This window comes from Paenibacillus sp. FSL R5-0470, assembly GCF_037975205.1.
Classification (GTDB): domain Bacteria; phylum Bacillota; class Bacilli; order Paenibacillales; family Paenibacillaceae; genus Paenibacillus_AQ.
In genome coordinates this window covers 3,049,745-3,076,217 of sequence record NZ_CP150238.1, presented here as the reverse complement: position 1 = coordinate 3,076,217, position 26,473 = coordinate 3,049,745, and the positions used below count along the sequence as shown (strand labels likewise).

At 38.5% G+C, this 26,473-nt stretch carries 29 protein-coding genes; 4 read left to right on the top strand and 25 right to left on the bottom strand.

The genetic code is table 11. From position 1 onward, the window contains the following. Positions 1-111: 111 nt before the first annotated feature. The 4 genes from MKY99_RS13475 to MKY99_RS13460 all read right to left on the bottom strand — a co-directional run bounded on the left by MKY99_RS13475 (position 112) and on the right by MKY99_RS13460 (position 4,834). Positions 112-1,200, bottom strand: a complete 1,089-nt coding sequence (locus MKY99_RS13475) for a GerAB/ArcD/ProY family transporter (RefSeq protein ID WP_339271021.1) — start codon at positions 1,198-1,200, stop codon at positions 112-114. Between the two features lie 20 nt (positions 1,201-1,220). Next, entirely contained in the window at positions 1,221-2,375 is a 1,155-nt protein-coding gene (locus tag MKY99_RS13470; protein ID WP_339271019.1) for a Ger(x)C family spore germination protein, read from the bottom strand. After that, positions 2,372-3,814 carry a spore germination protein gene (locus tag MKY99_RS13465; RefSeq protein ID WP_339271017.1) on the bottom strand — a complete coding sequence of 481 codons (1,443 nt, stop codon included), beginning with the start codon at positions 3,812-3,814 and terminating at the stop codon, positions 2,372-2,374. The genes MKY99_RS13470 and MKY99_RS13465 overlap by 4 nt, the downstream gene beginning before the upstream one ends. Positions 3,815-3,973: 159 nt before the next feature. Then, positions 3,974-4,834, bottom strand: a complete 861-nt coding sequence (locus MKY99_RS13460; RefSeq protein WP_042187856.1) for a DUF421 domain-containing protein — start codon at positions 4,832-4,834, stop codon at positions 3,974-3,976. A gap of 208 nt (positions 4,835-5,042) precedes the next feature. Between MKY99_RS13460 and MKY99_RS13455 the strand changes: the two genes are divergently transcribed. Then, positions 5,043-5,249: a DUF1657 domain-containing protein gene (locus tag MKY99_RS13455; protein WP_036678243.1), complete on the top strand. Its 207-nt coding sequence runs from the start codon at positions 5,043-5,045 to the stop codon at positions 5,247-5,249. Between the two features lie 85 nt (positions 5,250-5,334). Here MKY99_RS13455 and MKY99_RS13450 read toward each other — a convergent pair whose 3' ends face one another. From MKY99_RS13450 to MKY99_RS13410, 9 genes are all read right to left on the bottom strand, one after another. Continuing rightward, a complete protein-coding gene (locus tag MKY99_RS13450) occupies positions 5,335-7,083 on the bottom strand; it encodes a sensor histidine kinase (protein WP_339271015.1) in 1,749 nt (582 codons plus the stop codon). Between the two features lie 16 nt (positions 7,084-7,099). Further along, positions 7,100-8,686 (bottom strand): response regulator, encoded by a 1,587-nt coding sequence (locus MKY99_RS13445; protein WP_042187852.1) that lies wholly within the window; start codon positions 8,684-8,686, stop codon positions 7,100-7,102. A 168-nt stretch (positions 8,687-8,854) separates the two neighbouring features. Then, positions 8,855-10,540, bottom strand: coding sequence for an extracellular solute-binding protein (locus tag MKY99_RS13440; RefSeq protein WP_052404491.1), 1,686 nt, complete (start codon positions 10,538-10,540; stop codon positions 8,855-8,857). Between the two features lie 72 nt (positions 10,541-10,612). Next, on the bottom strand, positions 10,613-11,509 hold the full coding sequence (locus MKY99_RS13435) for a carbohydrate ABC transporter permease (RefSeq protein ID WP_042127373.1): 897 nt from the start codon (positions 11,507-11,509) through the stop codon (positions 10,613-10,615). A 29-nt stretch (positions 11,510-11,538) separates the two neighbouring features. Further along, positions 11,539-12,507, bottom strand: a complete 969-nt coding sequence (locus tag MKY99_RS13430) for an ABC transporter permease subunit (protein WP_042127372.1) — start codon at positions 12,505-12,507, stop codon at positions 11,539-11,541. Between the two features lie 263 nt (positions 12,508-12,770). Beyond that, positions 12,771-13,991, bottom strand: a complete 1,221-nt coding sequence (locus MKY99_RS13425) for an FAD-dependent oxidoreductase (RefSeq protein ID WP_339271012.1) — start codon at positions 13,989-13,991, stop codon at positions 12,771-12,773. Between the two features lie 82 nt (positions 13,992-14,073). Beyond that, entirely contained in the window at positions 14,074-14,622 is a 549-nt protein-coding gene (locus MKY99_RS13420) for a YeeE/YedE thiosulfate transporter family protein (protein ID WP_179085850.1), read from the bottom strand. 34 nt (positions 14,623-14,656) lie between these two features. Continuing rightward, the gene (locus tag MKY99_RS13415; RefSeq protein ID WP_036678256.1) at positions 14,657-14,884 is read right to left on the bottom strand and encodes a sulfurtransferase TusA family protein; all 228 of its coding nucleotides are present in this window, start codon (positions 14,882-14,884) and stop codon (positions 14,657-14,659) included. Positions 14,885-14,949: 65 nt separating this feature from the next. Beyond that, positions 14,950-15,639: a YeeE/YedE thiosulfate transporter family protein gene (locus MKY99_RS13410; RefSeq protein WP_076286369.1), complete on the bottom strand. Its 690-nt coding sequence runs from the start codon at positions 15,637-15,639 to the stop codon at positions 14,950-14,952. Between the two features lie 174 nt (positions 15,640-15,813). Between MKY99_RS13410 and MKY99_RS13405 the strand changes: the two genes are divergently transcribed. Further along, the gene (locus MKY99_RS13405) at positions 15,814-16,692 is read left to right on the top strand and encodes a LysR family transcriptional regulator (protein ID WP_339271010.1); all 879 of its coding nucleotides are present in this window, start codon (positions 15,814-15,816) and stop codon (positions 16,690-16,692) included. Positions 16,693-16,694: 2 nt separating this feature from the next. Here the strand turns inward: MKY99_RS13405 and MKY99_RS13400 are convergent, their stop codons facing one another. The 12 genes from MKY99_RS13400 to MKY99_RS13345 form a co-directional block, all read right to left on the bottom strand. Further along, the gene (locus tag MKY99_RS13400) at positions 16,695-16,910 is read right to left on the bottom strand and encodes a sulfurtransferase TusA family protein (RefSeq protein WP_042187842.1); all 216 of its coding nucleotides are present in this window, start codon (positions 16,908-16,910) and stop codon (positions 16,695-16,697) included. Between the two features lie 33 nt (positions 16,911-16,943). Next, positions 16,944-17,378 (bottom strand): NUDIX hydrolase, encoded by a 435-nt coding sequence (locus tag MKY99_RS13395; protein ID WP_339271008.1) that lies wholly within the window; start codon positions 17,376-17,378, stop codon positions 16,944-16,946. Further along, the gene (locus tag MKY99_RS13390; RefSeq protein ID WP_339271006.1) at positions 17,369-18,262 is read right to left on the bottom strand and encodes a PhzF family phenazine biosynthesis isomerase; all 894 of its coding nucleotides are present in this window, start codon (positions 18,260-18,262) and stop codon (positions 17,369-17,371) included. The genes MKY99_RS13395 and MKY99_RS13390 overlap by 10 nt, the downstream gene beginning before the upstream one ends. Before the next feature lie 36 nt (positions 18,263-18,298). Further along, a complete protein-coding gene (locus MKY99_RS13385) occupies positions 18,299-19,033 on the bottom strand; it encodes a DUF5071 domain-containing protein (RefSeq protein ID WP_339271004.1) in 735 nt (244 codons plus the stop codon). Positions 19,034-19,190: 157 nt separating this feature from the next. Further along, positions 19,191-19,628 carry an LPXTG cell wall anchor domain-containing protein gene (locus MKY99_RS13380; protein WP_339271002.1) on the bottom strand — a complete coding sequence of 146 codons (438 nt, stop codon included), beginning with the start codon at positions 19,626-19,628 and terminating at the stop codon, positions 19,191-19,193. Positions 19,629-20,014: 386 nt separating this feature from the next. Further along, complete coding sequence (locus MKY99_RS13375; protein ID WP_339271000.1) at positions 20,015-20,356, bottom strand: hypothetical protein; 342 nt, start codon at positions 20,354-20,356, stop codon at positions 20,015-20,017. A gap of 22 nt (positions 20,357-20,378) precedes the next feature. Beyond that, entirely contained in the window at positions 20,379-20,909 is a 531-nt protein-coding gene (locus MKY99_RS13370; protein ID WP_339270999.1) for a TlpA disulfide reductase family protein, read from the bottom strand. A 141-nt stretch (positions 20,910-21,050) separates the two neighbouring features. Further along, positions 21,051-21,578, bottom strand: coding sequence for a ClbS/DfsB family four-helix bundle protein (locus MKY99_RS13365; protein ID WP_339271628.1), 528 nt, complete (start codon positions 21,576-21,578; stop codon positions 21,051-21,053). 69 nt (positions 21,579-21,647) lie between these two features. After that, on the bottom strand, positions 21,648-22,511 hold the full coding sequence (locus tag MKY99_RS13360; protein WP_339270998.1) for a S66 peptidase family protein: 864 nt from the start codon (positions 22,509-22,511) through the stop codon (positions 21,648-21,650). A gap of 20 nt (positions 22,512-22,531) precedes the next feature. Beyond that, entirely contained in the window at positions 22,532-23,167 is a 636-nt protein-coding gene (locus MKY99_RS13355; protein WP_042187839.1) for a pyridoxamine 5'-phosphate oxidase family protein, read from the bottom strand. Positions 23,168-23,178: 11 nt separating this feature from the next. Beyond that, positions 23,179-23,940, bottom strand: a complete 762-nt coding sequence (locus MKY99_RS13350; RefSeq protein ID WP_339270995.1) for a class I SAM-dependent methyltransferase — start codon at positions 23,938-23,940, stop codon at positions 23,179-23,181. Beyond that, positions 23,937-24,923, bottom strand: coding sequence for a phosphotransferase (locus tag MKY99_RS13345; protein ID WP_339270993.1), 987 nt, complete (start codon positions 24,921-24,923; stop codon positions 23,937-23,939). Before MKY99_RS13345 ends, MKY99_RS13350 begins: the two co-directional genes overlap by 4 nt. A gap of 147 nt (positions 24,924-25,070) precedes the next feature. Between MKY99_RS13345 and MKY99_RS13340 the strand changes: the two genes are divergently transcribed. Together MKY99_RS13340 and MKY99_RS13335 are read left to right on the top strand one after the other, a co-directional pair. Beyond that, positions 25,071-25,565: a hypothetical protein gene (locus MKY99_RS13340; protein ID WP_339270991.1), complete on the top strand. Its 495-nt coding sequence runs from the start codon at positions 25,071-25,073 to the stop codon at positions 25,563-25,565. 97 nt (positions 25,566-25,662) lie between these two features. Then, positions 25,663-26,421: a hypothetical protein gene (locus tag MKY99_RS13335; RefSeq protein ID WP_076286378.1), complete on the top strand. Its 759-nt coding sequence runs from the start codon at positions 25,663-25,665 to the stop codon at positions 26,419-26,421. The last annotated feature ends 52 nt before the right edge of the window (positions 26,422-26,473 follow it).

Here is a 26,473-nt window from a genome sequence, read left to right as displayed (position 1 = left end):
TATTGTAATAAGTCCTTTAATCATAACAGAAAGTGTACCCAATATATAATTAACAAGAAAAGGCCCTGCCTATTAAAAAGGCAGAACCTAAATTTCCCCTCCTGTTTTCATTTACTTCGCAGTTTTATTCCGATATCGAAAGAAAGCCGTGATGGCATAATAGATCGGTATGCTTTCAACGATTAGCCAAATGACAACAATAGCATAACTATTATAGTGTTTATAATAACTGCCTATGTGTCGTGAATATAAAAAAGCTATCGTTATTGAAGCTATTGCTAAAAAGGGAATGTACATTTTTCTAGCTTTTGTATTAAACAAGCCGGATACACATCTAGAGGCTACATAGATAAGAAAAGAGCTGTGAATGAACATAGAAGACGACCATATTCCAATTAAGAGCGGATCCGAATTACCTAGCAGATTATCTTGTTTGGCGCTGCGCACCAATTCAAGGAAAGGATATTGCAGTTCCTGACCCAAATGTGGACCAAAACTCATCATCGTCAGTGACCAACCAATTAAGACAGTTACTAAGACAAATATCCCCGTAAGGACTAATCTTTTCAGCATCTTCGCTTCAAGCTTCAGATCGGGCACAACAAACAAGAGGACAATCCATTCCCCAAACCATGACATGACTACAATAGAGTCCTTCAGGGCAATCCCGGGATCATGATAATGAATGAAGGCTGGCAGCATATTGAAGTCCGCATTTGGGAGAAATAAATTAAATAAAATGATCATCGTGATGAAAAAAATAAGAAAAAGTCCATCCGCCATATACGCTATCGTTGTAAAGCCTAAACTTGCCGTGTACATAATCACTAGCCCAATTACACATTGAATAAACAGAGGTGGAGTTCCTCTCAAATAATTAGAACCAAAGAATAGCACAAAGTTCTCAATATCATAGGATGCATAATAAACACACCAGCATAAAAGCAAAAGAAGCATGAACTTGTGTGGCCATTTACCTATGATATCTTTTCCAAAGCTAACCCACGCTTGATTAGGTCGCAGCATACCGACGTGAAAAGTAAACCACAATAATATTAACCCTAATAAAGATCCCACTATTAAACCAATCCAGCCTTGATAGGATGAACTAGCAATTAGATTCGGAATCAAAAAAATAGTGGTTTGGGAGCTGAAGAAAATAATAAAAAAACGGAACAGCTGCCATTTCGATGTTTGCATAACTTCTCCCTCTAAACGTCTTATTTTGCTGTTCCAAAATCCACAATGCTAAAATCTGTCTTCACTTTAATATCAGCCTCTTGAGCATAATAATTATCCCACCGCTCTCTAAGCTGTTTCCATTGCTTTGGATCGTTCCATTCCAGTAACAATCCGAGTTGCAGAACATCGGCACCTGCTTTTTGGGTATTACGAATAGCTTCGTTAAGATTATCAGAGACTTTCTCTTTAAGCTTCGAAATGATAATTTGGCCGAGTTCCTCTGCATCCCTATTCTTAGGATCCCTTAAATAAATCACACTAGCTTTCCCCTTTAAATTCACTGTGAAGACAGGACCCTTATCCGTTTTATTTAACTTCTTTGATGATTTTGTGCTTACAAATACAACACTTGCGGCGCTTTTTCCCTCATCCCAATCGACGGAGTAAACGGCCAGCTTAAGACTGCCTGCCGCCCAAGCTAATGCCCTTCCCTCTTTAAGCTTAAGAACTCCTTTCATCTTATCTTTTTGAAACAGCATTGCCCCTTGGATTCCTGCCCAGAATTCCGGTTTTCCATCTTTCGATGTTTCTTCTTTTTTACCAAATGAAAGATTGTTTATAGCAAATCCAACACCGGATGCCTCTGCATACAGGCAATCCTTAATCGTAGTTGAAAACAAATATCTCTCTGATCCAAAGTTCCTTAGTACATCCGAGGGTATTTGCTCGTAAATAGGTGTTAAAGTATTCATCTCTTTTGCACTTCCCGGACTAGCCATAACAAAAGCACCCAGAGGAAGACTTGGTTCTCTTTCAATCCATAATAGTAGTTCGCTGATTCCTTGTTCAGCAAAGGTCTTCCCTAAGACAATTACTTTTAATTGAGCAAGACTAAGCTGACGTGTTAAGTCTTTTTGAATTAACAGCATGGCATCTGCAATCGTTTCTGCGGTCTTAGAGACGGTAGAATAAGTATTACCGTCTCCTCCACCGCCATTTGAAGGTTGTCCAGCTGCGTTAAGACGATTGGGCAAGGGTGAGTTAATCGTAATTTCAACAGTATTTGGTTCTTTGCCTTCATCGATAAACATTCCATATACAAATGTTAGTTCATCCAACTCAACCTTCGACGACCAACAACCTGTTATATTTAGGAGCAAGATTACAATAACTCCTATCTTCAGGATTCTCATTTCTCTTTCTGTCTCCTTTTATTCCTATCAGTATAGAGATTGCTGCGTTTCGTCATAAAGTTCGAGGGAAAACGAGCTAATGTATCCTTCCAGTCCCGTAACACAAGTGGGGCAACGGGTTGCAAATATGGAGCACCTAAAGGTCTTAAATTAGCTAAATGACCGTAAATCAAAAAAGCTGTAATATATACCCCTAGCAGCCCCATTGTTCCACCCATAACGAGTAACGGGAAACGAAGTAGTCTGAAAGTCAGACCTAGCTCATAATGAGGAATGATGTAGGTGGCAATTCCAGTAATAGAAACAACAATAACCATTGGAGCAGATACAATTCCTGCTTGGACCGCAGCCTGACCAATAACGATACCCCCAATAATTGAAACCGTCTGTCCTACAGGTTTCGGAATTCTAGTCCCGGCTTCTCTAAGCGCTTCAAAGGTAAGCTCCATAATTAAAGCCTCGGTAAGCGCTGAGAAAGGAATGTTCTCTCTCGCAGAAGCAATTGTAATTAACAGGTTTGGTGGAATGATTTGAGGATGAAAGGTTGTAATCGCTACATAAAGTGATGGAAGAATCATGGATATGATTGAGAACAGAAATCTAACAACACGAATCCAGCTTGCTGCATAAAAGCTTTGGTAATAATCCTCAGAGGATTGCAGCATGGTGAAAAAAGATGTCGGAGCGAGCATTGCAGTAGGTGTGCCATCTTGTAAGATTCCGATTCGGCCTTCCATTAAAGAAGCAGCCACCGAATCAGGACGTTCTGTATATTGAAATAACGGAAATGGCGTGAGATTACCATCCCTTAAATATTCTGATATATAACTAATCCCTAGTATCCCGTCGATATCTATTTCATTTAGTTTCTGTTTTATCTCTTCAAGAACTTCTTTTTTGTAAAGTCCTTCAATGTAGACCACATACACATCAGTTTTTGTATATTTACCAATCGAATAATGAATGGTTTTTAGATCCGGATGTTTAATTTTATGTCGAATCAAAGAGAGATTCGTTTCAATATCTTCAATGAAAGCCTCTTGGGGACCAATCACAACAAGTTCGTTTTGTGATTCGGTCACTGATCTTTTTTGATATTGGGTAATTTCAAAATAATAAACATAAGGAAGATCCTCTATACAAAGCACTACTTTTCCAGCAACGATCATATCTACAATCTTCTGTAAATCAAATGCCTTGAGATATTGGATAGGAAAAACAATTCCTTGATCTAACCGTTCTAAAAAATTCGCCCATTCCAGCTTTGCTTCTGCTTCTTTTTTTAGCGGCAAAGCAATACTTTCATGAAGTGTCTTAGAATCGATGATGGAAGGGATATAGATCAAAAGACATGTGTGCCCATGAACAGAAATGGACTGATAAACCGCATCACTGCATCCCTCCAGTTGAACTTTAATGGTTTCTAAAATTCCTGACATAGGCTGTATACCTCCTGGGTTGTGACTTGCGAATCTGGCTTAGTTTGCCAATTGTTTACGAGGTTTATACTTCATACTCCATTTAGCTGTATACGAAAAAAAGAACCGGTGCGAAAAACCGATTCTTTCTTGCTTTTAGGTATGAGGTTTGTTAGCACATCAACTTTGGATTAAAGGCTTTAGCACTTTCAAAGATGCTTGCAATTGCTCTGAGCATTGTTCATACATTTTTTTAGCTTTTTCATTTTCTGTCGACAAACTGAACATTTCCAGATCAGCTTCACATTTTTTGAGCAAAGCATATAATTGTGGTTTGTCTTGTGGCTGTGGAACTTTAAAGTTGTCGGCATACAAATCGACCGTTAGCTCACCGTAAGAATCAACTTGAGCGAGAAATACATTCTCGACGGTTAGCCCCATTTTCTCTAGCGCTCCATCAAGCCAGCTGCGAGTCAGATTTAAGGTATCTAACGGTTTATCTAATACTTTCCCATCCATAATGACGGCTTGTGACTCTTTCTGTGGGGCAACCTTCACACCCAGGTCTTTTGCCGATAGAGGGAGATACTCCTTCTTAAGCAGAACATTAATCGCTCCATCAGACTCCATAATCGCAAATTCCACTTCAGATATATTGAATACATCCTTTTTACGTAGCTCTTCCAATAATTCATCTGTTGTTAAACGTTCCTTTTTCATATGATCTTCAAGTATTTTCCCGTCTTTTATAAGAACGGTGGACTTAAAGTCAATGAAGTCTCTTGCTTTTTTACTCTTCATCTGAAGCCATTCAATTCCTAAAGAACAAGCGACCCATACAATCAGTGCAATGAGTCCTAAATGCCAATACTTATCCGTATCCAAAGAAATATAGGCGGCTAAGCTGCCGACGGTTATCCCCGTAATATACTCGAAGAACGAAAGCTGCGATACTTGTCTCTTCCCCAGTAATTTAGTTAAAAAGAAAAGCACAACCACAGCAAAGAGTGTTCGTACTACAACCTCCAACCACTCCGGCATCACAATTTTCCTCCTTTTTTAAATCAACACTTGTTTAGTAACACTCATTATTTGTCAAAAAAGGTCCATTCAATCCTGAATTAGACTACTTATTTATGGAAATCGGTTAACGTGTAAAGCTTGTATTTTTTTCCTGCATAACTAAAGTAACGGTTGAGGACAATAGGAAACGTCATGCTAGAAACTTAAAACAGAGGAGAGAAACCTAATGACAGTAGCCTCACAAGTTAAAACATGTTTATCTTCTTTAAAAGGTGCTCAAGCGAGCTTGGAGCAATTTGCGCTTGAAACACAAAACGAAAGTGCAAAAACTTTATTCACAAATGCAGCTGAGCAAACGCAACAAATCGTTACACAGGTTGAAAATCGGGTAACCGAATTAGAGTCAGAAGAACCTCAATACAAAGGTTTCTAACTTTCACTTGAATAATCAAAGGGGTCATTAAGCTAGTTATCGCTAGCTTAATGACCCCTTCTCTATATCATCACTGCAATTCCGCTTACTTTCTTTTTTTGGCAGGAATCAGGATCTGAACCGATGTTCCAATTCCCACACGACTAAAAATACTTACGCCATACTCAGGTCCATATTGCAGTTTAATCCGTTGATCCACATTACGGACGCCATAACCTGTATTTGTATGTCCCTTAGAATCAAAAATTTGATCAATACGCTCTTGTCTGATGCCTATACCATCGTCAATAATACGGAAGAGAATATTATCGCCTTTCTTACGTCCTACAATCCGTAAATGAATGTGATCGCCGCACCAAGCATGCTTCAGGACGTTCTCGATAAAGGGTTGTAGAATCAGTTTAATGGTCTCATAAGGCCAGATCTCAGTATCAAAATCAAACAGAACCTCTAAGCGGTCACCGTATTTAATTTTCTGGATTTCTAAATAGGCGTTTGCTTGCTCAATTTCAGTTGGAACCGGGATCATCGTACGGCCCTCATTAAGCGTTAAGCGGTAAAACTTCGCTAATTCCATCACCATCTTCTGCAGCTTCTCATTTTGACCAAACTTGGCTAATTGAATAATAGACGACAAAGTATTGTACAGGAAATGTGGGTTGATTTGCGATTGTAGGATTTCAAGCTCCGCTTCCTTCTTCTGGAGCTGAGTCAGATATACCTCTTTAATCAACATATCAATATTTTCACCCATATCATTCAGCGCGGTTGCTATCTGAGAGAATTCATCCTTCCCTCGATATTTAATACGCTTGTGAAGATCACCTTCCCGATAGGCATTAAGCACATATACGAACTTATTAATACGAATCGAAAAATAACGGGATATAAATATACCTACAAAGCTAAAAACCACACAGCATATGAGACACATTAAAATAATAAACAAACGTACCTTCATTGCATCCTTTTCAAGGATTGTAATCGGAACAAGCGCGATTAATTGCCATGCTTGGTTAGCAACCATAATCGTTTCTTTAATCGTCAGGTAATCCTTATTTAGCTCCGCTTCATTAGTATAGTTCTCCGGTAATTCACCCGATTGATACATCGTTCTTCCAAACTCATTCTTTATAATTAAATTACTTCCTTTTCCTATCTTCGTATAATTGACACTGTCAAATAGATCTGGAATCCTTACATTAATCCTTAGGAATCCTATTTCTTTAGGCTTAAGAGGCTCGTATGTATCTATTAGTCTACGGAGCAACGAGATGCGATTATTCTCTACATCACTCTCGATCTGCCACCATTTCATAGTTTCAGCGTATTTTTCAGTTGGAAAATCATAATACCAGGACTTACCTTCAATCCGTTTCATGTGGTATAGATGATAAAAGCTACTATTATCCAAATAACCCTCAAGTGAATTCGAATAGATCTCAGGGATCGATTCATTTTTTAAGAATAGCGACATCCCTATCTTCACACCAGTAGATTGAATAGCTACGTCAAGCTTTGGCAGCACCTTCTTAGACATCCGATCGTAATTTTCCCAGCCTTCCTCATAACTCCGAAGATTCCGATAAAAATCAAAATCACTGTATAATTGCGTTGATATTCGAGTAACTTCGTCCATTTTATAATCAATATTGTCACGAATCTGCAATAACGTTCCTTTAATATTCGTATTGATATGTTCGCGTAATGAATCATTATACATGGAATGAGAGACGAACCCTATCAAGGATATAGGAATAATTATAAAAAACATATACGTCAGCATTAACTTATACCCAATCGGCACATACTTATGTCTTCTTCGTAATTTCATAGAACATCATCCCCCATCACTTGTCGCGCTTACGATACTCCATAGGTGTCATACCATAAGCCTCTTTGAACTGTCTGCTGAAATAAGGGAGATACCGATAGCCTACCTTGCTAGCGATTTCATAGATTTTGCAGGTCGGATCTTTTAAAAGCTTGCCTGCTTGATCCATTCGAAGCTGTGTAAGTACTTCACTGAACGTTTTCCCTGTTTCCTCTTTGAATAGATAGCCCAAATAGTTAGGGGAGAAAGAGAACTGCTGCGCAATATCTTTAAGCGTAAAGTTATCGCTCATTCTGTCCTGCATCGTTTGGATGATTTCTCTAATCAATTTATGGTTCACTGAATCTGATTTACTACGCAGGTACTCGGAGATCTCAAACGTTTTGAGCACGAGCCACGAGCGAATATCACTGATCGTATCGAATTGATGTAAAACATCTAAACTATGTATCTCCATACCTAAAATTTCAAATAAATCCTCACTAACATCCTTTAACTGCTGATCTAGCTTCCAAATGATATACATTGCCAGATTATGAATAGTGAATTTAGATCTTAAACTACTTACAGAGCGGAATAACTTGTCGATTTCATCATAAATAAGAACTAGCTCATACTCTTTCACCGCTTTAAACAGAGTATCCATGCGGGTATCTAACATACGAGCATCGATCATTCCTGGTTCACTGCTAACGGTCTCATACATTATTAGATTGCCTTTGCCAATAAACATTTTTCCGTCCACAGCTTCCATAGCTTGTCGATAGGAGATATGAATCTGTTCCATAGAAAATGTTGGTTTGCCTACACCTACAGTCATTGTGACTGGAAACTTCGCACGAATCGAGGCGTAAATATCTTCAGTGAACTTTTCCATTTCCTGCTCGTTAATCAATAATGCAATCCGATAGGACGATACCTTGTAGCAATGTGGCATTCCGTGCTTCTGACCTATTCTATTCACTTCATAAAGGAAGTCCTTAGCCATTTGATGTTTAGATAGATTATCCTGTCCTTGAAGCCAGTTGAAGTAGTCAAGCTCCAAGACAGCTACACGAACAGGCCAATTCAGCTTATCCAGACCGTATGACTTCACAAGCGACAACATTCCGGCCTGGCTACCCTCTTCCCCTTCCCATTCCCCTTCGAATAAGCGTATCAACAAATCATTTTTGGCCATTGGAATCATATGCTGATAGGCTTCTTCAACATCACGTCGTTTACGTTCATCGTCTAAATCCTGCCTTACTTTCTGAAGTGCAGCAATGAGTTCGCTATCATCCATTGGCTTAAGGACGTAGCTATACGCCTTTAGTGACAGTGCTTGCTTAACATAGCTAAAATCTTGGTAACCGCTTACAAATATCACGCGTATATCCTTTTTTTTCTCTATAGCAATTCGAGCCAGCTCAAGGCCCGACATATTCGGCATATTCACATCGCTTACGATAATATCAATAACATGCTGATCTAAAATATCGCACGCGGTAAACGCGTTATTTGCTGCCTCTACAACTTCCATACCAAGCTCATTCCAAGGAATAAATTGTCTCATACCTTCTAGATCCAGCATCTCATCGTCTACTAATAATACGTTGTACATCAACAAGTCCCCCTTTGAAATGCATAAATCTGTCCCTGTAAATTCTACCATTACTCTTTCCCAGTATACCATTCATAAATTTGTCTACCAGCCTATAAACAATGAGTCATCAGAATACAACGTAAAAACGAAGGCTTGCCTAGTAGCAAACCTTCGTATTACTAATTATTATTTTCCTAAAGCTTTCTTGTTTTCTGTCCATACTTTTGTAACATAATCAAGGAATTTCTCATAACCAACCTTCATGGAATCATCATGTGCTTTGTCAAGAATGGCTAATGCTTCTGCATCGGTCTTCGCATACATTGATTTCGCTCTAGCAGTTAGCCAGATATCTCTAACGCTTTGTCTGATAATACCTTCTTCACTGTCTGGAGCCGGATCCCAGTTTAGGAACTCCGTAAAGTCGCCTTGTGAAGCCCACGTCACTTCCATCTGCCAACGGTTACTAAAGTCGATCTTATCAGCTGGAAGGGTTTGCAACATCATTTTCTTCGTATTATCCAAGAAAACTGTGTTTCCTACCCAAACCAAGTCACCAGCCTTACCGCTGATTTCAGACAATGCTTCTGGCTCATTTAGATATTTATCTTTATTAAATTTAGGAGTAAGTCCATCTGCTTCAAATCCATCCCAGTAAGCGTCTGGTCCTGGAGGGCCCCAGTTCAGAACCATTGAACCTTCTGCACCTGTCATCCAATCAAGCATTGCGAATACAGCTTCTGGATTTTTAGCATTTTTAGTGATTGTAGCCACGTTCCAGCCTAACTGATTGTACGTTCCCGGAGTGATTTTACTTTGATCCAAGCCCGGTTTGTAGATTGGTTTAATAAACATATAACCATCTTCCGGATTTTTCTTCTTCATCTCTTCATCAGCAGTAGCCAGCAACTTCATCGGATCAAATGTCGCAATCACAGCGAACTTTCCGTTCATCGCTTTCTCTCTAATTTGGTCTTCTGTTTGGGTATTCGCATCCTGTGTCATAAGCTTCTCACGCATTAATTTAGCACCAAAGACAACGGACTCACGGAACCCTTCATCTTTGTAAATGGAAGCCATTTTGTCGCCATCAGGTACAGCATATATTCTAGTATACGAAAGGTTATTCTCTTTAAAAGAGGAGAACAACTGGTCAATACCGTTACCATCTTTCGCTAAGCCAGTCTCAAACGGAATAACATCTGGGAACTTCGCTTTAACAGCATTTAAGTAAGCATACAAATCATCCGTAGTCTCTAGCTTAGGAGAACCGAGTTCTTTGTAAATTTTCTTATTGATCGCATAACCGGCATTACCGTTTGGCTGTGTTGTATAATAATTCGGCAGCTGATAGATTTTACCATCAGGAGAACGAAGCAATTCCAAATGTCCAGCTGTTAAGTACTTTTTAAAGTTTGGATATTTATCAATGTATTCATCCAAAGGAACTAGCATATCCGCTTGACGAAGACGCTCTACGTCAGCACCTTTCTCAGTCCATACAATATCCGGTAGCTCATTACCAACGATCATCGTTTGCAGCTTCTGAGCATTATTACCACCAGAGCTAATTCCAGTGACATTGATTTTCAAATTATCTAAAATCCATTTAGAAGCAGCATCTTTGCCCCATTTCGGCATTTGATACCAGCCGTAGTTTCCGTAGAATGATACTTCAAGCGGTTCTTTCCCTAACTCATACAAATCAGCAGCTGGAGCTTCAGTTGCTGTGTTAACCGCTGTTCCTCCTTCTTTCACTGGTTCAGCAGTTGCAGCTGGAGCGCTTGAATTGTTGCCACCACAACCCGCCACCACAGTCGACAATAGCAAGGTAGACAACGTTCCGAGAAGCATCTTTCTCTTAGTCTTCAATGTATTTTCCCCTTTCAATTTGTAATCTATGTTCAAAGCAATACGCTCTAAACCCCATCTCATTCTATCATCCTACTCTTTCAATGATCCGACCAAGACACCTTTAACGAAGAATCTTTGTAGGAATGGGTATACACATACAATCGGAATGGTTGCAACCATGATCGTAGCCATCGTTAATGACTTCGACGTTATTTTCTTGGCTGAGTTAATATGAGCAATGGAACTTGCATCTACATTAGACAGCTGTTCTGAAGCAATATTAGAGAACAATATCTGTCTCAAGATGGTCTGAATCGGCATTAACTCCTCTTTCGTAATGTAAATACTCGCTACGAACCACTCATTCCAGTGATTGACTGCTGTGAACAATGATAATGTTGCGATGACTGGCCCTGACAAGGGAAGTACGATTCGGAGAAAAGTTCCCCAGTATCCGCAGCCATCAATCTTTGCTGACTCCTCTAAACCTTGCGGAAGACCTTGGAAAAAGGTCCGGAATATGATCATATTCCATACGCTGACAAGTGCAGGAATAATAAACACCCAAAATGAGTTGAAGAGGCCTAAACTTCTGATAAGCATGTATGACGGAATGAGTCCCCCGCCGAAATACATTGTAATGATACACATAATCATGTAGTATTTGCGACCCATTAGTTCGCGCTTCGACATCCCATAAGCAAATATCGAAGTGGCCAATATCGCTGTTACTGTACCAATTACCGTCCGCAATGTTGCAATGACGAATCCACCCATTAAACGAGAATCTTCAAATACGATCTTATAATTCTCAAGCGTGAACTCACGGACCCAGAAAGTAATTCCGCCTTTGGAAGTATCCATCCCCTCATTAAAAGAAATCACAAGTGAATTCCAAAATGGATAAAACGCGGAGAATGCCAGTAAGGTCAAGAATACATATATGAAGCCAATAAACAATCGGTCTCCTATGTTAGTACGTTTCATAATTCAGTCCCCCTATATTGAGTAATTCATTACCACAAGCTGTTTCCCGCTCTTCTGGCAATGAAATTTGCAAAGGTAAGTAATGTCACACTGATAACGGCCTTGAACAATCCGATAGCAGTCGCATAGGAGTACCTGAAGTTATCTATACCGACACGTACAACATATACATCAACTGAATCTGATACCTCTCGTAGAGCCGGATTGGAAGCAAGGATCAAAATATCTTCAAATCCTGCATTCACCAGATTACCGATTGCCAGAATCATAAAGATGATCACAACTGGCATAATGGAAGGCAACGTAATCAAATATATCTGTTTAAAGCGACTCGCACCATCCATCGAAGCAGCTTCGTATAAGTGCGGATCAATACCAGCAATGGCAGCTAAGTAAACGATCGAGGCAAATCCAATTTCCTTCCACACATTGGTTGTAACTAAAATGCCCCAGAAATATTCGGTCATAGACAGGAAGTTAATCGGTTCATCGATAAATCTCAATTTCTCAAGCAGCATATTTATACTGCCATTATCTACGGATAGCATCGAGGTAACCATCGAGCCGATAACCACCCACGATAAGAAGTGAGGCAAGTATGTAACGGTCTGAATAACCCGTTTAAAGAACATCTTACGAACTTCGTTCAGCATTAACGCCAAAATAATCGGTGCAGGAAATCCAAAACAGAACTTCAGTAAGCTGATTATGATTGTATTTTTCATAACCACTTCAAATTCAGGAGCATTAAAGAAGTAAATAAAGTGCTTTAATCCAACCCAATCACTGCTAATAAAGCTATTACCTAACTTGTAATCTTGAAAAGCGATTAGAATACCGTACATGGGGATATAGGCAAAAATAAAAACTAAAACAAGTGCTGGCAATACCATAAGCTGCAGATCTATTTGCTTAAAAAAGCGTCTTATCCCGCTGGTCCGATGCTTGCCGAGATTCGGTCTTGATGTCTTGTCTGGTGCGACGCTTGCGTTCGCCATATGTAAGTCCTCCTAAACCTAGATTCTTATAAATAAAGCATCTTTCATGGCTTTCTCTCTTTTTGCAGCCTTGGTTCTCCTCTACTCTCCCTCCGTTGATTTGCTATCTTATGAATTAATCTTAATATCTAAGCGCTTTCAAAGGTATATGACAAAACAACTATTATTGATACTTTGACACTTTCTTGAAATAGCTCGTCCAATTTAATAAAAGCATAATTTAAAAAAGCCCTATGCAGAGATATCTGCATAGGGCTTTTTCATCAATTCGTTAGAGCATTCAATATGTTATCACTTATCTTGTCTGTAATTACTCTTTGGATCTTTCCATCATCTAGATAAACAATAGAAGGAACTGAATCTATTCCTAGCTTGGCAGCAAGTCCGGGTGACTTATATACATCTACCTTTGTGACCCTGATCTCAGTATGGGATTGTTCAAACGCCTCAAAGAGTGGTAATAGCTCCCGGCAAGAAGGATCAGTTGCATTCCATAAATAAACAACGGATGGTTTTCCTTGATTTAGAATTTGATGCTCATAGGTCTCACATTCAGAGATATACTTCTCTGCACCATACCCTGCAATGGCACCATCACCGACAGCTGTAGCCACTTGCTTAAGGAACTTATCACATACATCGCCTGCTGCGAACACACCAGGTATATTTGTTTCCATTTTTTCATTGACTAGGATATATCCATTTCGATTCAACTCAACTACACCTGATAAAATTTCTGTGTTCGGGGTATATCCAATAAATAAGAAACATGAATCAACCTTTACGTTTTGCAGTTCATTAGATTTTAAATTTTTCAGGACGACGGAATTCAAACGTTCCTCACCTTCGAAAGAACTTACCACCGTATTCCACATGAATTCCATTTTAGGGTTTTCTAGTGCCTGCGTTTTGGCAATTTCATTACAATCCATTTTCCCATGATCATGCATAACAGAAACGATTACTTTATCTGCAAACTTGGTCAGAAACATTCCTTCTTCAATAGCTGCATCACCACTGCCAACAACCATAACCGTCTTTCCCGTATTTGCTGCAGCGTCACAGGTTGCACAGAAAGAAATTCCTTTATCATATAAGAACATATCTTCATTAGCTGCCCCGGTAATTCTTGGTTTTCCCCCACTGGCTATAATAATGACCTTGCACTCATAACGAACCCGAAAGGTCTCCACTACCTTAATATCTTCCGCTACCGATACAGATTTTACATCTGTCATTTTAAAATCCACACCAAATTTCTTAGCTTGTTTATGAAATAATTCCATAAGGTCTGTACCGGTCGTTCCTTCAGGAAAACCAGGATAATTTTCTATTTCATTAGTATAAGTGGCAAGACCACCTACCAGTGATTTTTCCAAGAGGAGAGTCTTTAATTTTGCACGTCCACAATAGATTCCCGCTGTTAAACCAGCAGCCCCGCCACCGATAATGACGACATCATACTGTTCTGTCTTCTTTTCCATTCCGTTTGTCCCTCCTGTGAGTCTGTGCCTTAATAAAATAGGCTGACTCTCGTCAGCGCAACAAGCTCAGCCTATTTCACTTTTACATAAAGAATTTGGCTAATAATTTACTGCCTATAAATGCGCCAACCAGCAGGAACAATCCAAATATCCATCCTGAAAGCGATAAAGAAGCTATAGCCGTAAACAATGCACCAATATTACATCCATTAGCCAGTCTAGCTCCGTACCCCATGAGTAATCCACCAAGTACCGCTGCTACAACCTGCTTTTTGGACTTAATTTTCTTCAACTTGAATTCGGAAGCAAACAAAGTCGCTGCTAAAGCACCTAATATTATCCCTAGATTTCGAATCGAACCACCATCATTCAAAAATCCGGAAGATAATGTTTTTTGTGCTTTTTCCGAACTAAAATATGCCCATTGATCTACATTTCCGCCTGCTAATCGATACAACCAAGCTCCCCAATCTGCAAAAGCGCTAGTTACTCCCCATCCTTTAGAGAAAACAGCCAGATGTGCTGTAGCGAATACAGCGAGAAGTACAGCTCCAGTTACATAAGTAAACGGTTCTTTGAGCAAGCGCTTGTAAAAGCGGTTAGACGATATCTTCAACCAGAATTCGTTCACCGTTTCATTCACCGTCCTTTCCTACTCAGCGATCCTATTTTACCTTCTCAATAACAACTTCCCACTCGCCATCATCAACCTCTTCGATTTCCACATTATGTCCCTGTTTTCTCGCCCATTCTGGAACGTTCTTCATTGCGCAGCTATGATCAATAGCTACTACTAGTACATCACCTACATTGAGTTCAGTCATTTTCTTTTCTGTTCTCATTAACGGAACCGGACAAGCTTCTCCCATGCAATCAAGTGTAAATTCAGCCATTTTAAAAACCACCTTTATATTTTTTTGGAATAACAATAGTGAAAATATTCACGTAATAATCTAAACTAATCTGCGCTTCCCATCTTTTTCTCTTGCCATTTAACAGCTGCAATGTATAACAGAAGAATAATCAGGAACTGAACAACCAGTGCTCCAAGCCAACCAAAGACGTCTGGTAAAAATACAGTTGGTGCATCCTTTATAACGTTAGCTCTCCACCACCCCATATCATGTGATCCCCAAAGTGAACCAATGACAAAAAACACAAGTGAAAGCATCTGCATCGTGAATCCTTCACCTACACGCATCAATGTACCCGAAGCGCATCCACCCGCGATAACCATGCCAATTCCGAATAATACAGCACCAATGATCAAAGCCAAGCTGATTTGACCCACATTATCCATCCCAGGAATCGGTTTACCATCTAGAAACGCTGGGTACTTAATCGCTGTAAATCCGATGGTTGCAAGGGAAAAAGCAATCAGAACCGCTCTTGTAACTGATGTGCTGCCTGTAATACAGGGATCTCTAAGTGATGCAGTAAAGCAGAAACGTGATCTTTGCAAAATAACGCCAAACGAAATACCGAAAAGCAGGTAGACAACCATTTTATCGTGGGAATGGTCTAGGAAAAAACCAAACCCAATAATGAGAGCTGTGACCAGCAACGCGATGGGCAACTGACTCTTTTTAGGTTTTCTAGGAGCTCTGGTTCGGGTTGATCTCGTTTCGGGACTTACGGTTTGCCCCATAGTCTAACACCTCCATCGTTTTTATGTAATTGACTATGTGAAAATAGTAACATACTTATTTAAGCTGTGGTTATCTGCTTTCTTTATGCTGTATAAGTGTTACTAATGGCACAGATGGAGCGTAATCAAGTATGCTATAGTGTGCACTAACAGCGGGCAACAGGAGGAATAAGTATGAATATGGAAACGCTTAAATTATTTTTAGATATTGCTTCGTTAAAAAGTATATCTAAAGCCGCTCAGAAATCTCATATCACCCAATCCGCACTTAGTCAGCAGTTGAAATCATGGGAGAATACCCTGGGTTCTGAACTTTTTGTGAGAAGTAATAAAGGCGCTAGCCTAACCGAAGCAGGGATTATTGCGGAGAAGTACGTGGAGCAAATCTGTAAATTGTATGATGATATGATCACAGAAATCAATCATTTACAGCCAACACAACACGAGCTGTCCATTTATGCGATTCCGGAGGTCTGTAATTATGCTCTCCCTTGTACCTTGTATGAGGTGAAAAAACATTTTCCCAATTTCCATATCACTTTAAATGAAGGGGCATCGTCCTTAGTAGAAGAACGTTTACTTATTGAAGAAGGTGATATCGGGTTTATTTCCGGTCCCTCTCCAAAATCCGAATTAAGCTCACATATGGTATTTTCAGATCAAGTTATGTTGGTGGCAAGCAATACGACCGTTTGCCCTGATAAAATCACATTGACTGAGCTCCCCAATTATCCTTTAATCTGGTCCTCACAGCTTCATTGTGTGCAAAGGGCTTTGAATGCAGTGGGCGAGCTTAAATTAAATATACTCTTTAATCTAGACTCTCTTGAGGCGGTAAAGCTTGCTGCCATTAGAGGGCATGGTCTCGCCTTTCTCCCTTATATGTCCATAAAAAAAGAGTTGTATAGTAAACAACTCAAGATCATTCCTATTGATCAGTTCCAGGTCAATAACGATGTCTACATGATAAAGAAACAAAATCAGCGCTGTGACAACGATACGAAACAATTAGTTCGATATATTGAAAAGACTTTAATAGATACTTTGTGTTGAGCCTAAACCTCAATCGTAATTTCCCATACTCCATTAATCACTTCTTGAATGGAACATTTTAGATTTGAACCACGACAGTAATCCGTGATAGAAACTTTTGCGCAGCTATGATCAGTAACTAGCATTACCTTTTCACCCTTCTGAATGGCTTTTTGATGTTTTTTTAACATCATTACTGGTACTGGGCAGATTTCACCCAAACAATCAATTTCAATCATGAAGCTGCCTCCATTACATAGATCATTAAAGTTCTAATAATGACCCAGCATTATTTTCTTCACAAAAGGGGTTAAAGCAAGGTTGTTTAGTTGTTTGATTTCTATCCACTGTGCCCCATCAGAGTCTTGTCCGTCTCCATCGGTCTTAAGCTCAAAGTTCACATCTAACAATGAAACATTATATATGATCCCTATATGGTGTAATTCTTCTAACTGGGTATCACTGTATGGATAAATTAACGTATAGGAAATGGAATCATGAAGCAATCCTTTTAAACTTGTAATTCCGGTCTCTTCCCAAAACTCCCTCTTAAGGGCCTCATACGGCTCCTCTCCAAACTCAACAGAACCCCCTGGAAAGTCCCACTTCCCCGTATGAGGGCCTCTTGCTTTCTTAATTAGTAATACTTTATCGTTCTTCACTAAGACTCCATACACTCCAAGCTGAGTATATTTTATCATCTCCATAAATCTACCTCCCTCACAAACACCGCAGTTCCAGAAATAAACACATCCATTTCACCGGATTCATTTCGATATACTTCTACGTTCACCTTGCCATCCCTACCCATTTCCAATCCCTGTTCCACATCAAATTGTATCGAGTCCAAATGCGGATTAATATATTTTAAATAATAAGCCCCCATGACTCCCGATGCTGTACCTGTTACTGGATCCTCAACGGTTCCCGAAAAAGGCGATGAGAAATGTCTAGCGTGCATTAATGAGTGTGGATCAAAAGTTTGGAGTGAAAATGGGTGTACAGATGCTTTTGGAAGCTGCGTTAAAATCTCCGGAAACAACGAGTTTATCGGTTTCATTTTATTAAAGCTATCGATACTCTTAATTGGGACTAATAGAGTCCATGCGCCAGTACAGCCATAAACAATAGGCAGATCCTCTTCTATCTCATCAAGGGTTAGACCTATGGCGTGCGCAAGCTTCGCTCTATCGCCGTTAAATTCAATAAACTTCGGTTGATCTTGCTTCATTTTTATTAGTAAGTAATTATTGTTGTCCATACTAAATTGAATGGGTAGCACACCCACATTTGTTTCGATCTTTACCGAGCTAGCCTCTCCAAGAATACTCTTTGTTTTTAAAGCAAATAAAGATGCCATTGTTGCATGTCCACAAAGATTGATCTCATGGCCTGGCGTAAAATACTTAAGCCTTAAATCAGCTACATCTGATGAGATTACAAAAACTGTTTCGTTAAAACCGACTTTATGAGCTATTGATTGCATTTCACTTTCGCTTAAATGATCAGCTTCTAACACTACTCCCGCAGGATTCCCTTTGTTCGGATAGGGAGAAAACGCATCATAATGAAGCACCTTGATGTTGTTCACTGATAAGTCTCCTTTATTTAAATTCATATAGACTGACTAAAGACACTCTGCTGTGAAAATCTCTATTTCTCTTAAAACTTCTTGGCGCTTTGATATCGAATTACATATATAAAAACGTTCTTTATTGTGCTCATGAAACTGTTTAATTACATTAGGCTGCTGATTGAAGAATTCTTTATAAAGAGCTTCACAATCAATTACAGGATGAGTATCATGAAGTTCCTTGAGTTCAAATACAAGGACATCTTTTTTGCGCTGGATTATTTCACAGACCACATCTTTTGCGTATATACCGTGAGTTAATAAGATTCTTAATGCCGAAAGATCATTGGCTTTTTCCTGTGAAATCTTAATTAATTCTGCTTGTATCTGTAGGATTTGTACCGTATTCCAATGATCAATTAAATCATTAAAAATCCTGTACACCCATTCTTCATCATCACTGTGTTGATTTAGTACATCTTTTACATATGGAATCATCGGATCCCCTATTTCAAGTAAAAAAACAGCTATTTCCCCCGCACCTGGCCAATTTATATCTTGTATCCATTCAAGTAAACCCGACAATATGCTTTTCACACGTGGATATCCTAAACGTATGACTGTTTCAGCCGCTCCATCCCAATAGTCTTTTGATATAGGTTGTACTAATAAATGCAAATCTTCATCCTTTATGTATTGTAGCTTATTAATTACATCTTTCTTTTCTTCTTCGGATAGATTCCATGATAACTTTTCGATTAAACTCGATATGTTTTCTATTACATCCACCTTCTCATCATCATTTTGTCATCATTGCAAGCTTTATGGATAACCTAATCGGTAGTGCAGCATTTCCCATCTGGTTCAAATCCTCCACCATAAATAAATCTTTAACAGGGTAATAAAAAGCAAAAGACCCTGTCACCCAAAGGCATAACGGATAACTCTATAGCACAGATTTCTTTCGTTTCATTATCCATATTATTAATAACACAATAATTAAAGACCCTAGTATAGAAATCCAGATCGTTTTACTTTCCAATTGACCATTGGCATATTGACCTTTATTAATGGCTTTGACAAATTCAGCTTCGTGGGTCTTAATGGCAATGATTTCTTTTGGATCGATATTCTTAATTGAATAATATGGCGTGCCCTTAGGGTAAATATTTGAAAAGTTGCCGCTATACGTTCCTTCGTGGTCTGAATATCGTGTTACTTGCCCTATCTTCTTGTCAATTTCATTCGATGGGATGAGTTCGTTGTCGGATATTTCATAAATATCACCTGAGTAAACAACAAACGAACCTGCCCAATCCGCGGAGACCGCATGTAATGGCAATAAAGCAATTATGGCTAGAATTACAATAATGAACTCCTTCATTACAACCTCCTCTATCTACGAGATTCTATTGCTTTATACAGTTCATTAAATGCTCCACCTTTATTTAATCCTTCAATAAGTTCTGCTAAGCCAGATTTTCCTACGATCCCAAACCATCTAGTAACTTCTGAATGGGCGATCTCATAATTTTCTTTTACTTGTGAGGGTTCATAAAAAGCATCTCTACTACTTAAGTCATTAATATGATCTAAGCTTAAATTTTCATTTCTTATATATCTATGATCAACTAAGGTTGCTAACCCTTCATCAAACCATACAGGTACCTTGTCCTTATTCTTTAATCTCGTTCTTAATTCACTATGCAGCAGTTCATGAGCTATTACATCTTCATTAAATCCATCAGGACCAATAACGATGTAATGCCCCTAATATGTATAATAAGTCTGTCCCGTTCGATTCTTTTGAGCATACTTCTTTAGGGCTTGAGGAGATTGAATAAATAGCATGGTTGGAGTAGAATGTAATCCGTCAAAAATCTCTGAAATTCTTTCTTTCGATTGTTCGAGATCGTTTATAATCAAATACTCAATATTCTCAGAGATGTCAGGTTCTAGATAAACTTGTTCATCCTGTTCCTCCATACTAGAAAAGTCTACCATCATCGCATGAACGGGTTGAGGATTTAACATATAGCTAGCTATTAGTAACATTAAAAAGATGGATAGGAATGCGGCGATGATGAATGTCTTTTTCCTTTTTTTGATCATACCAGTAGCTCCTTTTAGATTATCAAAAATACTCTATAAGAATATTTAACGAACTCTCAATAACCTCAAGATCAGATGAGCCTATAATTTGATCAAGCACTTCCCCTTCAGAATCTATAAAGTACAATGTAGGAAAACCTGGTTCCCCATAATGTTTATAGAAAGCTCCTGTTTCATCTAGAAGTACGGGATAATCAATTTTGTATTTCTTAACATACTGTTCAACTTCTGAAACATCATCACGATAAATTGGATTAATGCCGTAGATGTTCACTTTATCCTTATATTTTTCATACAAAGAAACAATCTTTGGAGCATCTTCATTACAATACGGACACCAAGAGGTGAAAAATACTAATACCGTTGGTTTTCCCGAAAATTTGATTTGTGTTACATCCGAATTTATTAGCTCCTTTAATTCAATGTTCTCTGGACTAACTGTGGGTTTAGCATTATTGTTTACCACGATATAAATGATAGTGCTTAATGCAATACATAATATAAGTGAACTGATTATTGTGGTGCTTTTTCTCAAAAGATCCACCCTTTTCATCTTTTTTCGGGACTAGTATACATTCTCTTCCACTAATCCTATCTCCTCCACATCATGCCAATCAAAATTCCTTCTATGTATATGAAAAAAGCCTCTGCTTCAGAGATTTCTTCTCTTAGACAATGGCTTGGTCTGCGGTTATTATATTGAGCTAATACAATTAAGCTTTTTCCATTTACGAATCTTCGAACGAAAAGTCTTAAACGGTGCTACTGAATTAATATGAATCCATTTGACCATTGGCCATCTTGGATTGTTTCCTGTCCATTTCCGCACGCCTTGCGTAAAAAGTTCTTCATCACTTAAAGAATCAATCCAGCTCTGCCACTGATGTTCTGTCTCTTGAAATAAAGATCTTAACTCGTCTAATGAGTAGGCAGCATATGTATGATAAAACGATTGATATAATCCGCCAAGCTGATTCCATTTATAATCCGGTGAAGGTGTAATAACGGTTATCCCTGCTTTTTCATCCTTATCCCATTTCATCACAAGGTTCAACCATCCCAATTGATAGGCAAGAATTTCTGCAGGAGTACGATCGACGCCTTCCATACGAGTGTCTTTTTGAGCATTCTCAATGCCTTCAAATTCAAGATCGAGAGATAGATAGGCAGTATGTATAGCATTTTTCAATACCTCTTTAGATGGGTAGTCGTGTTTAGACATCATAATTCTCTCTGACTCCTCTCTTATCAAAATAAATCACCTTGAAAACCAATCATCCACCTTTAGCTCTTATAAAGTTATATTCTCACCCACAACAATACACTTACTGTCACTACCATGCCCGATCTCGTCCGTCTTCACGATAGGAATCCCGCTGATTTCCTTCAAGTACGCTTCTACGATTGAAAATTCATTATAGCTCTCACTCTCAAGCTCAGTAAACGACCCAAGAATCACTCCAGCACATTTATCAAAAGTTCTAGCTTGCTGAAGCTGAGCAAATAAGGAGACGATTTTGTTAGCTCTGCCACTTAAACTCTCTAAGAATAAAATCTTGTTCGAAGGGTCTGGAAAATAACTTGTTCCTGCCAGCTTCATAAAACATCGAATATTGCCGCCAATTACAATCCCACTCATCTGGTTCCCACGGACCCAATGAAAGTCGAAATCGTAAAGATCGTTATGTCCTTCGAAAAATGTTCGATAAAAAGCAGCTTGCTGCTCCGCCCCATCAGAAGATACGAGATTCATCAACTGATAGTGATAGGATTTCGAATTACTTTGTGTATGTAAAGCGTTCAAAATAACGGACAAGTCACTCATTCCGAAAAAAGGCTTCGGATGCAATCGAATATTATCGTAGTCGAGATATTCCAAGATCTGGTTCGCGGAATTCCCACCTGAAATATCAAAAATCGCAAGAATTTCATCATTATTAAATAGACGATTCAACTCCGTTGCTCTTTCCTTAGGATTGCCACTGAAATAACCATCTCTTCTAAACAAGGTGTTAGACATCGCTACCTCTAGACCAACCGAGTTCAGAATTCTAATTAATTCTTCTACTTTAGGCAGGTTCTCCACTCTCACACCATCAGAACAAGCGATAAGTCCTACTTTATTCCCTGGAGTGAGTTTTAAAGCTTTGCTCATCTTAGTTAATCCTTTCATTTCTAATATAACCGATTCTCATAGCTATCCTTTAATCCCTTTGATACATCCTCTTGAGAAATCCCCAGCTCTTTTGCATGTTCTGCTATGATAACCGAAGGTTTAGGCAGCTCTGCTTTCAATGGCCAATACGTATCATCCCATAGATGTGATCTTTTAAAAGCTTTAGCACAATGCATATAACACTCTTCCACTTCAACGGCAATGCCCAATTTCGGTAGTTTACCTTGAGCCTCCATATGAACCATTATTTCTTGATCTTTGATAATCCTTGCATGTCCATTTATTCTTAAGGTTTCTTCAAGACCGGGAATAATAAATATCAAACCCACTTTTGAATTTAAAAGGATGTTGCGCAAAGAATCAAACCGTCGATTACCAGGTCGCTCAGGAATCACTAAATGTTTGTCGTCTAACACATATACAAAACCTGCAGCATCCCCACGCGGAGATACATCACAATTGCCAGCTGAATCACTTGTTGCTATAAAGAGTAACGGTGATTTGGATATATAATCTCGGCAATGATGATCGATGAAGGTTATACTCTTATTGTTAACCAATTCACTGGGATACCCATACATTGACCTTAACTCTTCTTCAGAGTCTATAACTTCTTTGAAAATATTATGGTTCATCTTTCTCCCCCCTATTTTCGCAGTTTAAAAACCAAAAAATCGCTGCAGCGAAAATCCTCCTCATAAGACGGATACTTCTCAAGCATTTCAGCAGAGGGCTTCGGCTCAATCATTTCTTCGATTTGAAATCCAGCCCGTACAATCGTATTTACATAACTGGATAACGTCCTATGAAAAATCAGAAACTTTTCCTCTTGATCTATTGGGAAGTTCTGATTATAAGTGCCCTCGTAAAAATAATTATCTACTTTCCAATAAAGCTTCTCACCAGTATCCGACTTCACCCATCCGCTACCAGGGGTTACAAAGCAAGGATGTGGAATTGAGAATATAAACGTCCCTCCATCAACTAACAACCGATACATTTCATGAATCGCCATCTCATAATCAGATAAGTCATGAATCACCATGTTAGAAACGATGAGATCATAACTCTCATTCTGAAGAAAGCTGAGATCTTCACAATTGCCATGATGGAAGTTTATCTTTAATTCCTCTGGTGATTTACTCTTGGCTATCGTTATCATGTTCTGCGAGTAATCAACGCCAGTGACTGAGGCACCTGCCTTAGCTAACATTCTGCTTAAATATCCTTCACCACAGCCTGCATCTAGCACCTTCTTATTTTCAACAGAACCCATAAGACTGAATAAAGCTGGATTCAAAAAAATTTCTCGATGGATATCCCCGTTTTTGCTGTACGAAGTTGAGATTAGTTCTGCGTATTTATCCCATCTTTTTATGGCTTCTTTACTGCCCAATTCATCATTCATTTGATCACCTCTAAATTTCTGAAATAATCCATTTTACTGTCGATAAATCCATTGTCAAAGTCAGCTGCACCAATAAGCTCACCTTCACTGAAACATAAAGCAAATAACCAAAGCTGTCTAAGCGCAACGAACATAGGTACGGCACTAATATCATTGTCACTGAGATCTCTTAAACTTATATATCCATTTAAAAATGATGCCCATAACCGTTCTACTTCATCTTTATCATGGCCGCTATGAATCTCTCTTGCCAATCTAAACTCAGCGATATCATAGGCTCTCCATCCGTAACCACAAATATCGAAATCATAATGAGTTAATTTCCCTTCGTCCGTGAAAGTCACATTCGTATTCCCATGCAAATCGCCATGGCAGATGCCCCAGTCGAGCCCCGCTTCCAGATGTACTTCAATCTGCGCTTTTAATTGTATGGCAAGGTCATACAGGAATTGATAATCCTCTTGTCGATGGCTCATATGCAGTTTGATCGTATGAAGCGGTTCCTCAATTAAATGTTCAAAATCAAGCTTACCTCTTACATGTTCACTCTTAAAATTGTCCGTAGCTGTGTGGATTTGTGCAACTGACTGACCAAATAAATAGCTGTCTTTTACCGCATGAATAGGCTTTTCATTTCCTACTGCAAAACTAAACATAACGCCATACTTCACACCCTCAGGCACCAAAAATTCATTAAATATGATCCCATCTTTTCGAGGAATAGGAATGGAGACGTTTACACCTTTTTCGTGCAAATCGTTCAACAATTCTAATTCAAAATCAATATCCGATCTACTCCGTCTATCCGCACGATAAACACGAAAGATGTATTTTTCCAATGCCGTTTCTAAGATGTATGTATCGTTCATGCCTCTAAGAAAATACTGCAACTGTACTGGTTCTGGAATCTCATAATGCTCTTTAATATGTAATAATAATGCGTCTGTTGCCAACAGTGAGTATGTAATAGGAAAAAAATTCAAGTGTATCCCATCCCTTTAGGTTTTTGATAGTAATATTTACACCATACCATATTTAGGGAGTTGAATCATTTTCTTCTTGAAGCTGTGAAACCAATGTATGGAAATATAAGTATAATAATACAGAATCAATTACATGGAGGTGTTCGAATGCGTAAATCACCGTTGATATTGAGTATGATTTTATTATCCCTAACGTTAATTATGGGCTGTAGTTCAGAAGTGGATGATGCCACTAAAGCCGCTGAGAAGTACAAAAATGTTGAATATACCATTAAGGTTTCTGATGATTTATTTTCTGAGGAATCCATTCTAGCCCGAAATGAAGAAATGAAACCGTACTTTACTGAATACTATACCGAAAAAGCTATAGGAAGCCGAATCACAACTATCCCTTTTCAAATCGCTAATAAACAAGAGCTTTCTTTAAAACCAGATAATCTAAAGTTCACCCTTTCCGAACAAAAGAAAAATATTGTTGAGTTAAAATATACTTGTGATCTTGTTTTGTTGGATAAGAATGACAAAGAAAGTAAACGTGTCCCTTTGGAGGGAATACTGACTATGTTTGATGTGGATGGTCAATGGTTAGTGCAAGGAGATCGTTTTGACTCGGAGGCTTTAATGAAATTGATTTATGACTAAACACCCTTCATATACCATATTATTACTGGAACATATTATCTAACAATAGTAATATTAATTTCCAGTACATAGTAATATGATAAGGAGCTAATGAGTCATGAAGCGAACTGCATGGATCATAGTAACATTACTTTTATTATTGGGGAGTATTCCAATTACTGCGTCAGCAAAAGCACCAACTGTAAAATCATGGAAGACACTTTACTCTGAGTATATCAAGAAAACGTTAATGGATGCTACTAGAGACAGGTCTTATGACGGTGACTTCAATTATTTCACTTTAGTAGATTTGAACTTTGATGGTACTCCTGAACTTATACAGGGGTATTCTTTACGATTCATTCAGCCCATCAACATTGCTCTAACCGTCCAAAATGGAAAAGTCATTCCATTCAATTATCAAGGAAAACTGAAGGATATTTCAGAGGGTATATTTAATGTAGGTATGGGTGGATTTCTACCGCGCGATGAAAATCGTGGCCTGCATCTCTATAAGAACAAAAAAGATGGAACATTACGTTATATCGCTTTTGTAGATGGCAGTGGTTCGTACAATTCTAATTTGCAGGTTTTCGAGATTAGTTTCCAAGGAACCAAATTTAATGACAAAGAGATATTCTTGGTCGACATTCCAGATCAAGAAAAAACGGATGATTTGCCAAGCTATTATGTAAATCAAAAAGAAGTGAATAAATCCGCCTATGATAAGGCGTATAAGCAATATTTTTCAAACTTGACGTTAGTACCAAGTAAAGTTATCACTGCAAACTATACAGACCTGTTTAATAATGAAGTTAACAAATTCGTTCCAAATGGAATCGCTAATTTTATAAATCGTTATTCTTCATCCAAATAAAGCTTGTTGATTGATCCTCCTTCAATAGATAAAAAAGCAGACTGCTCACCAT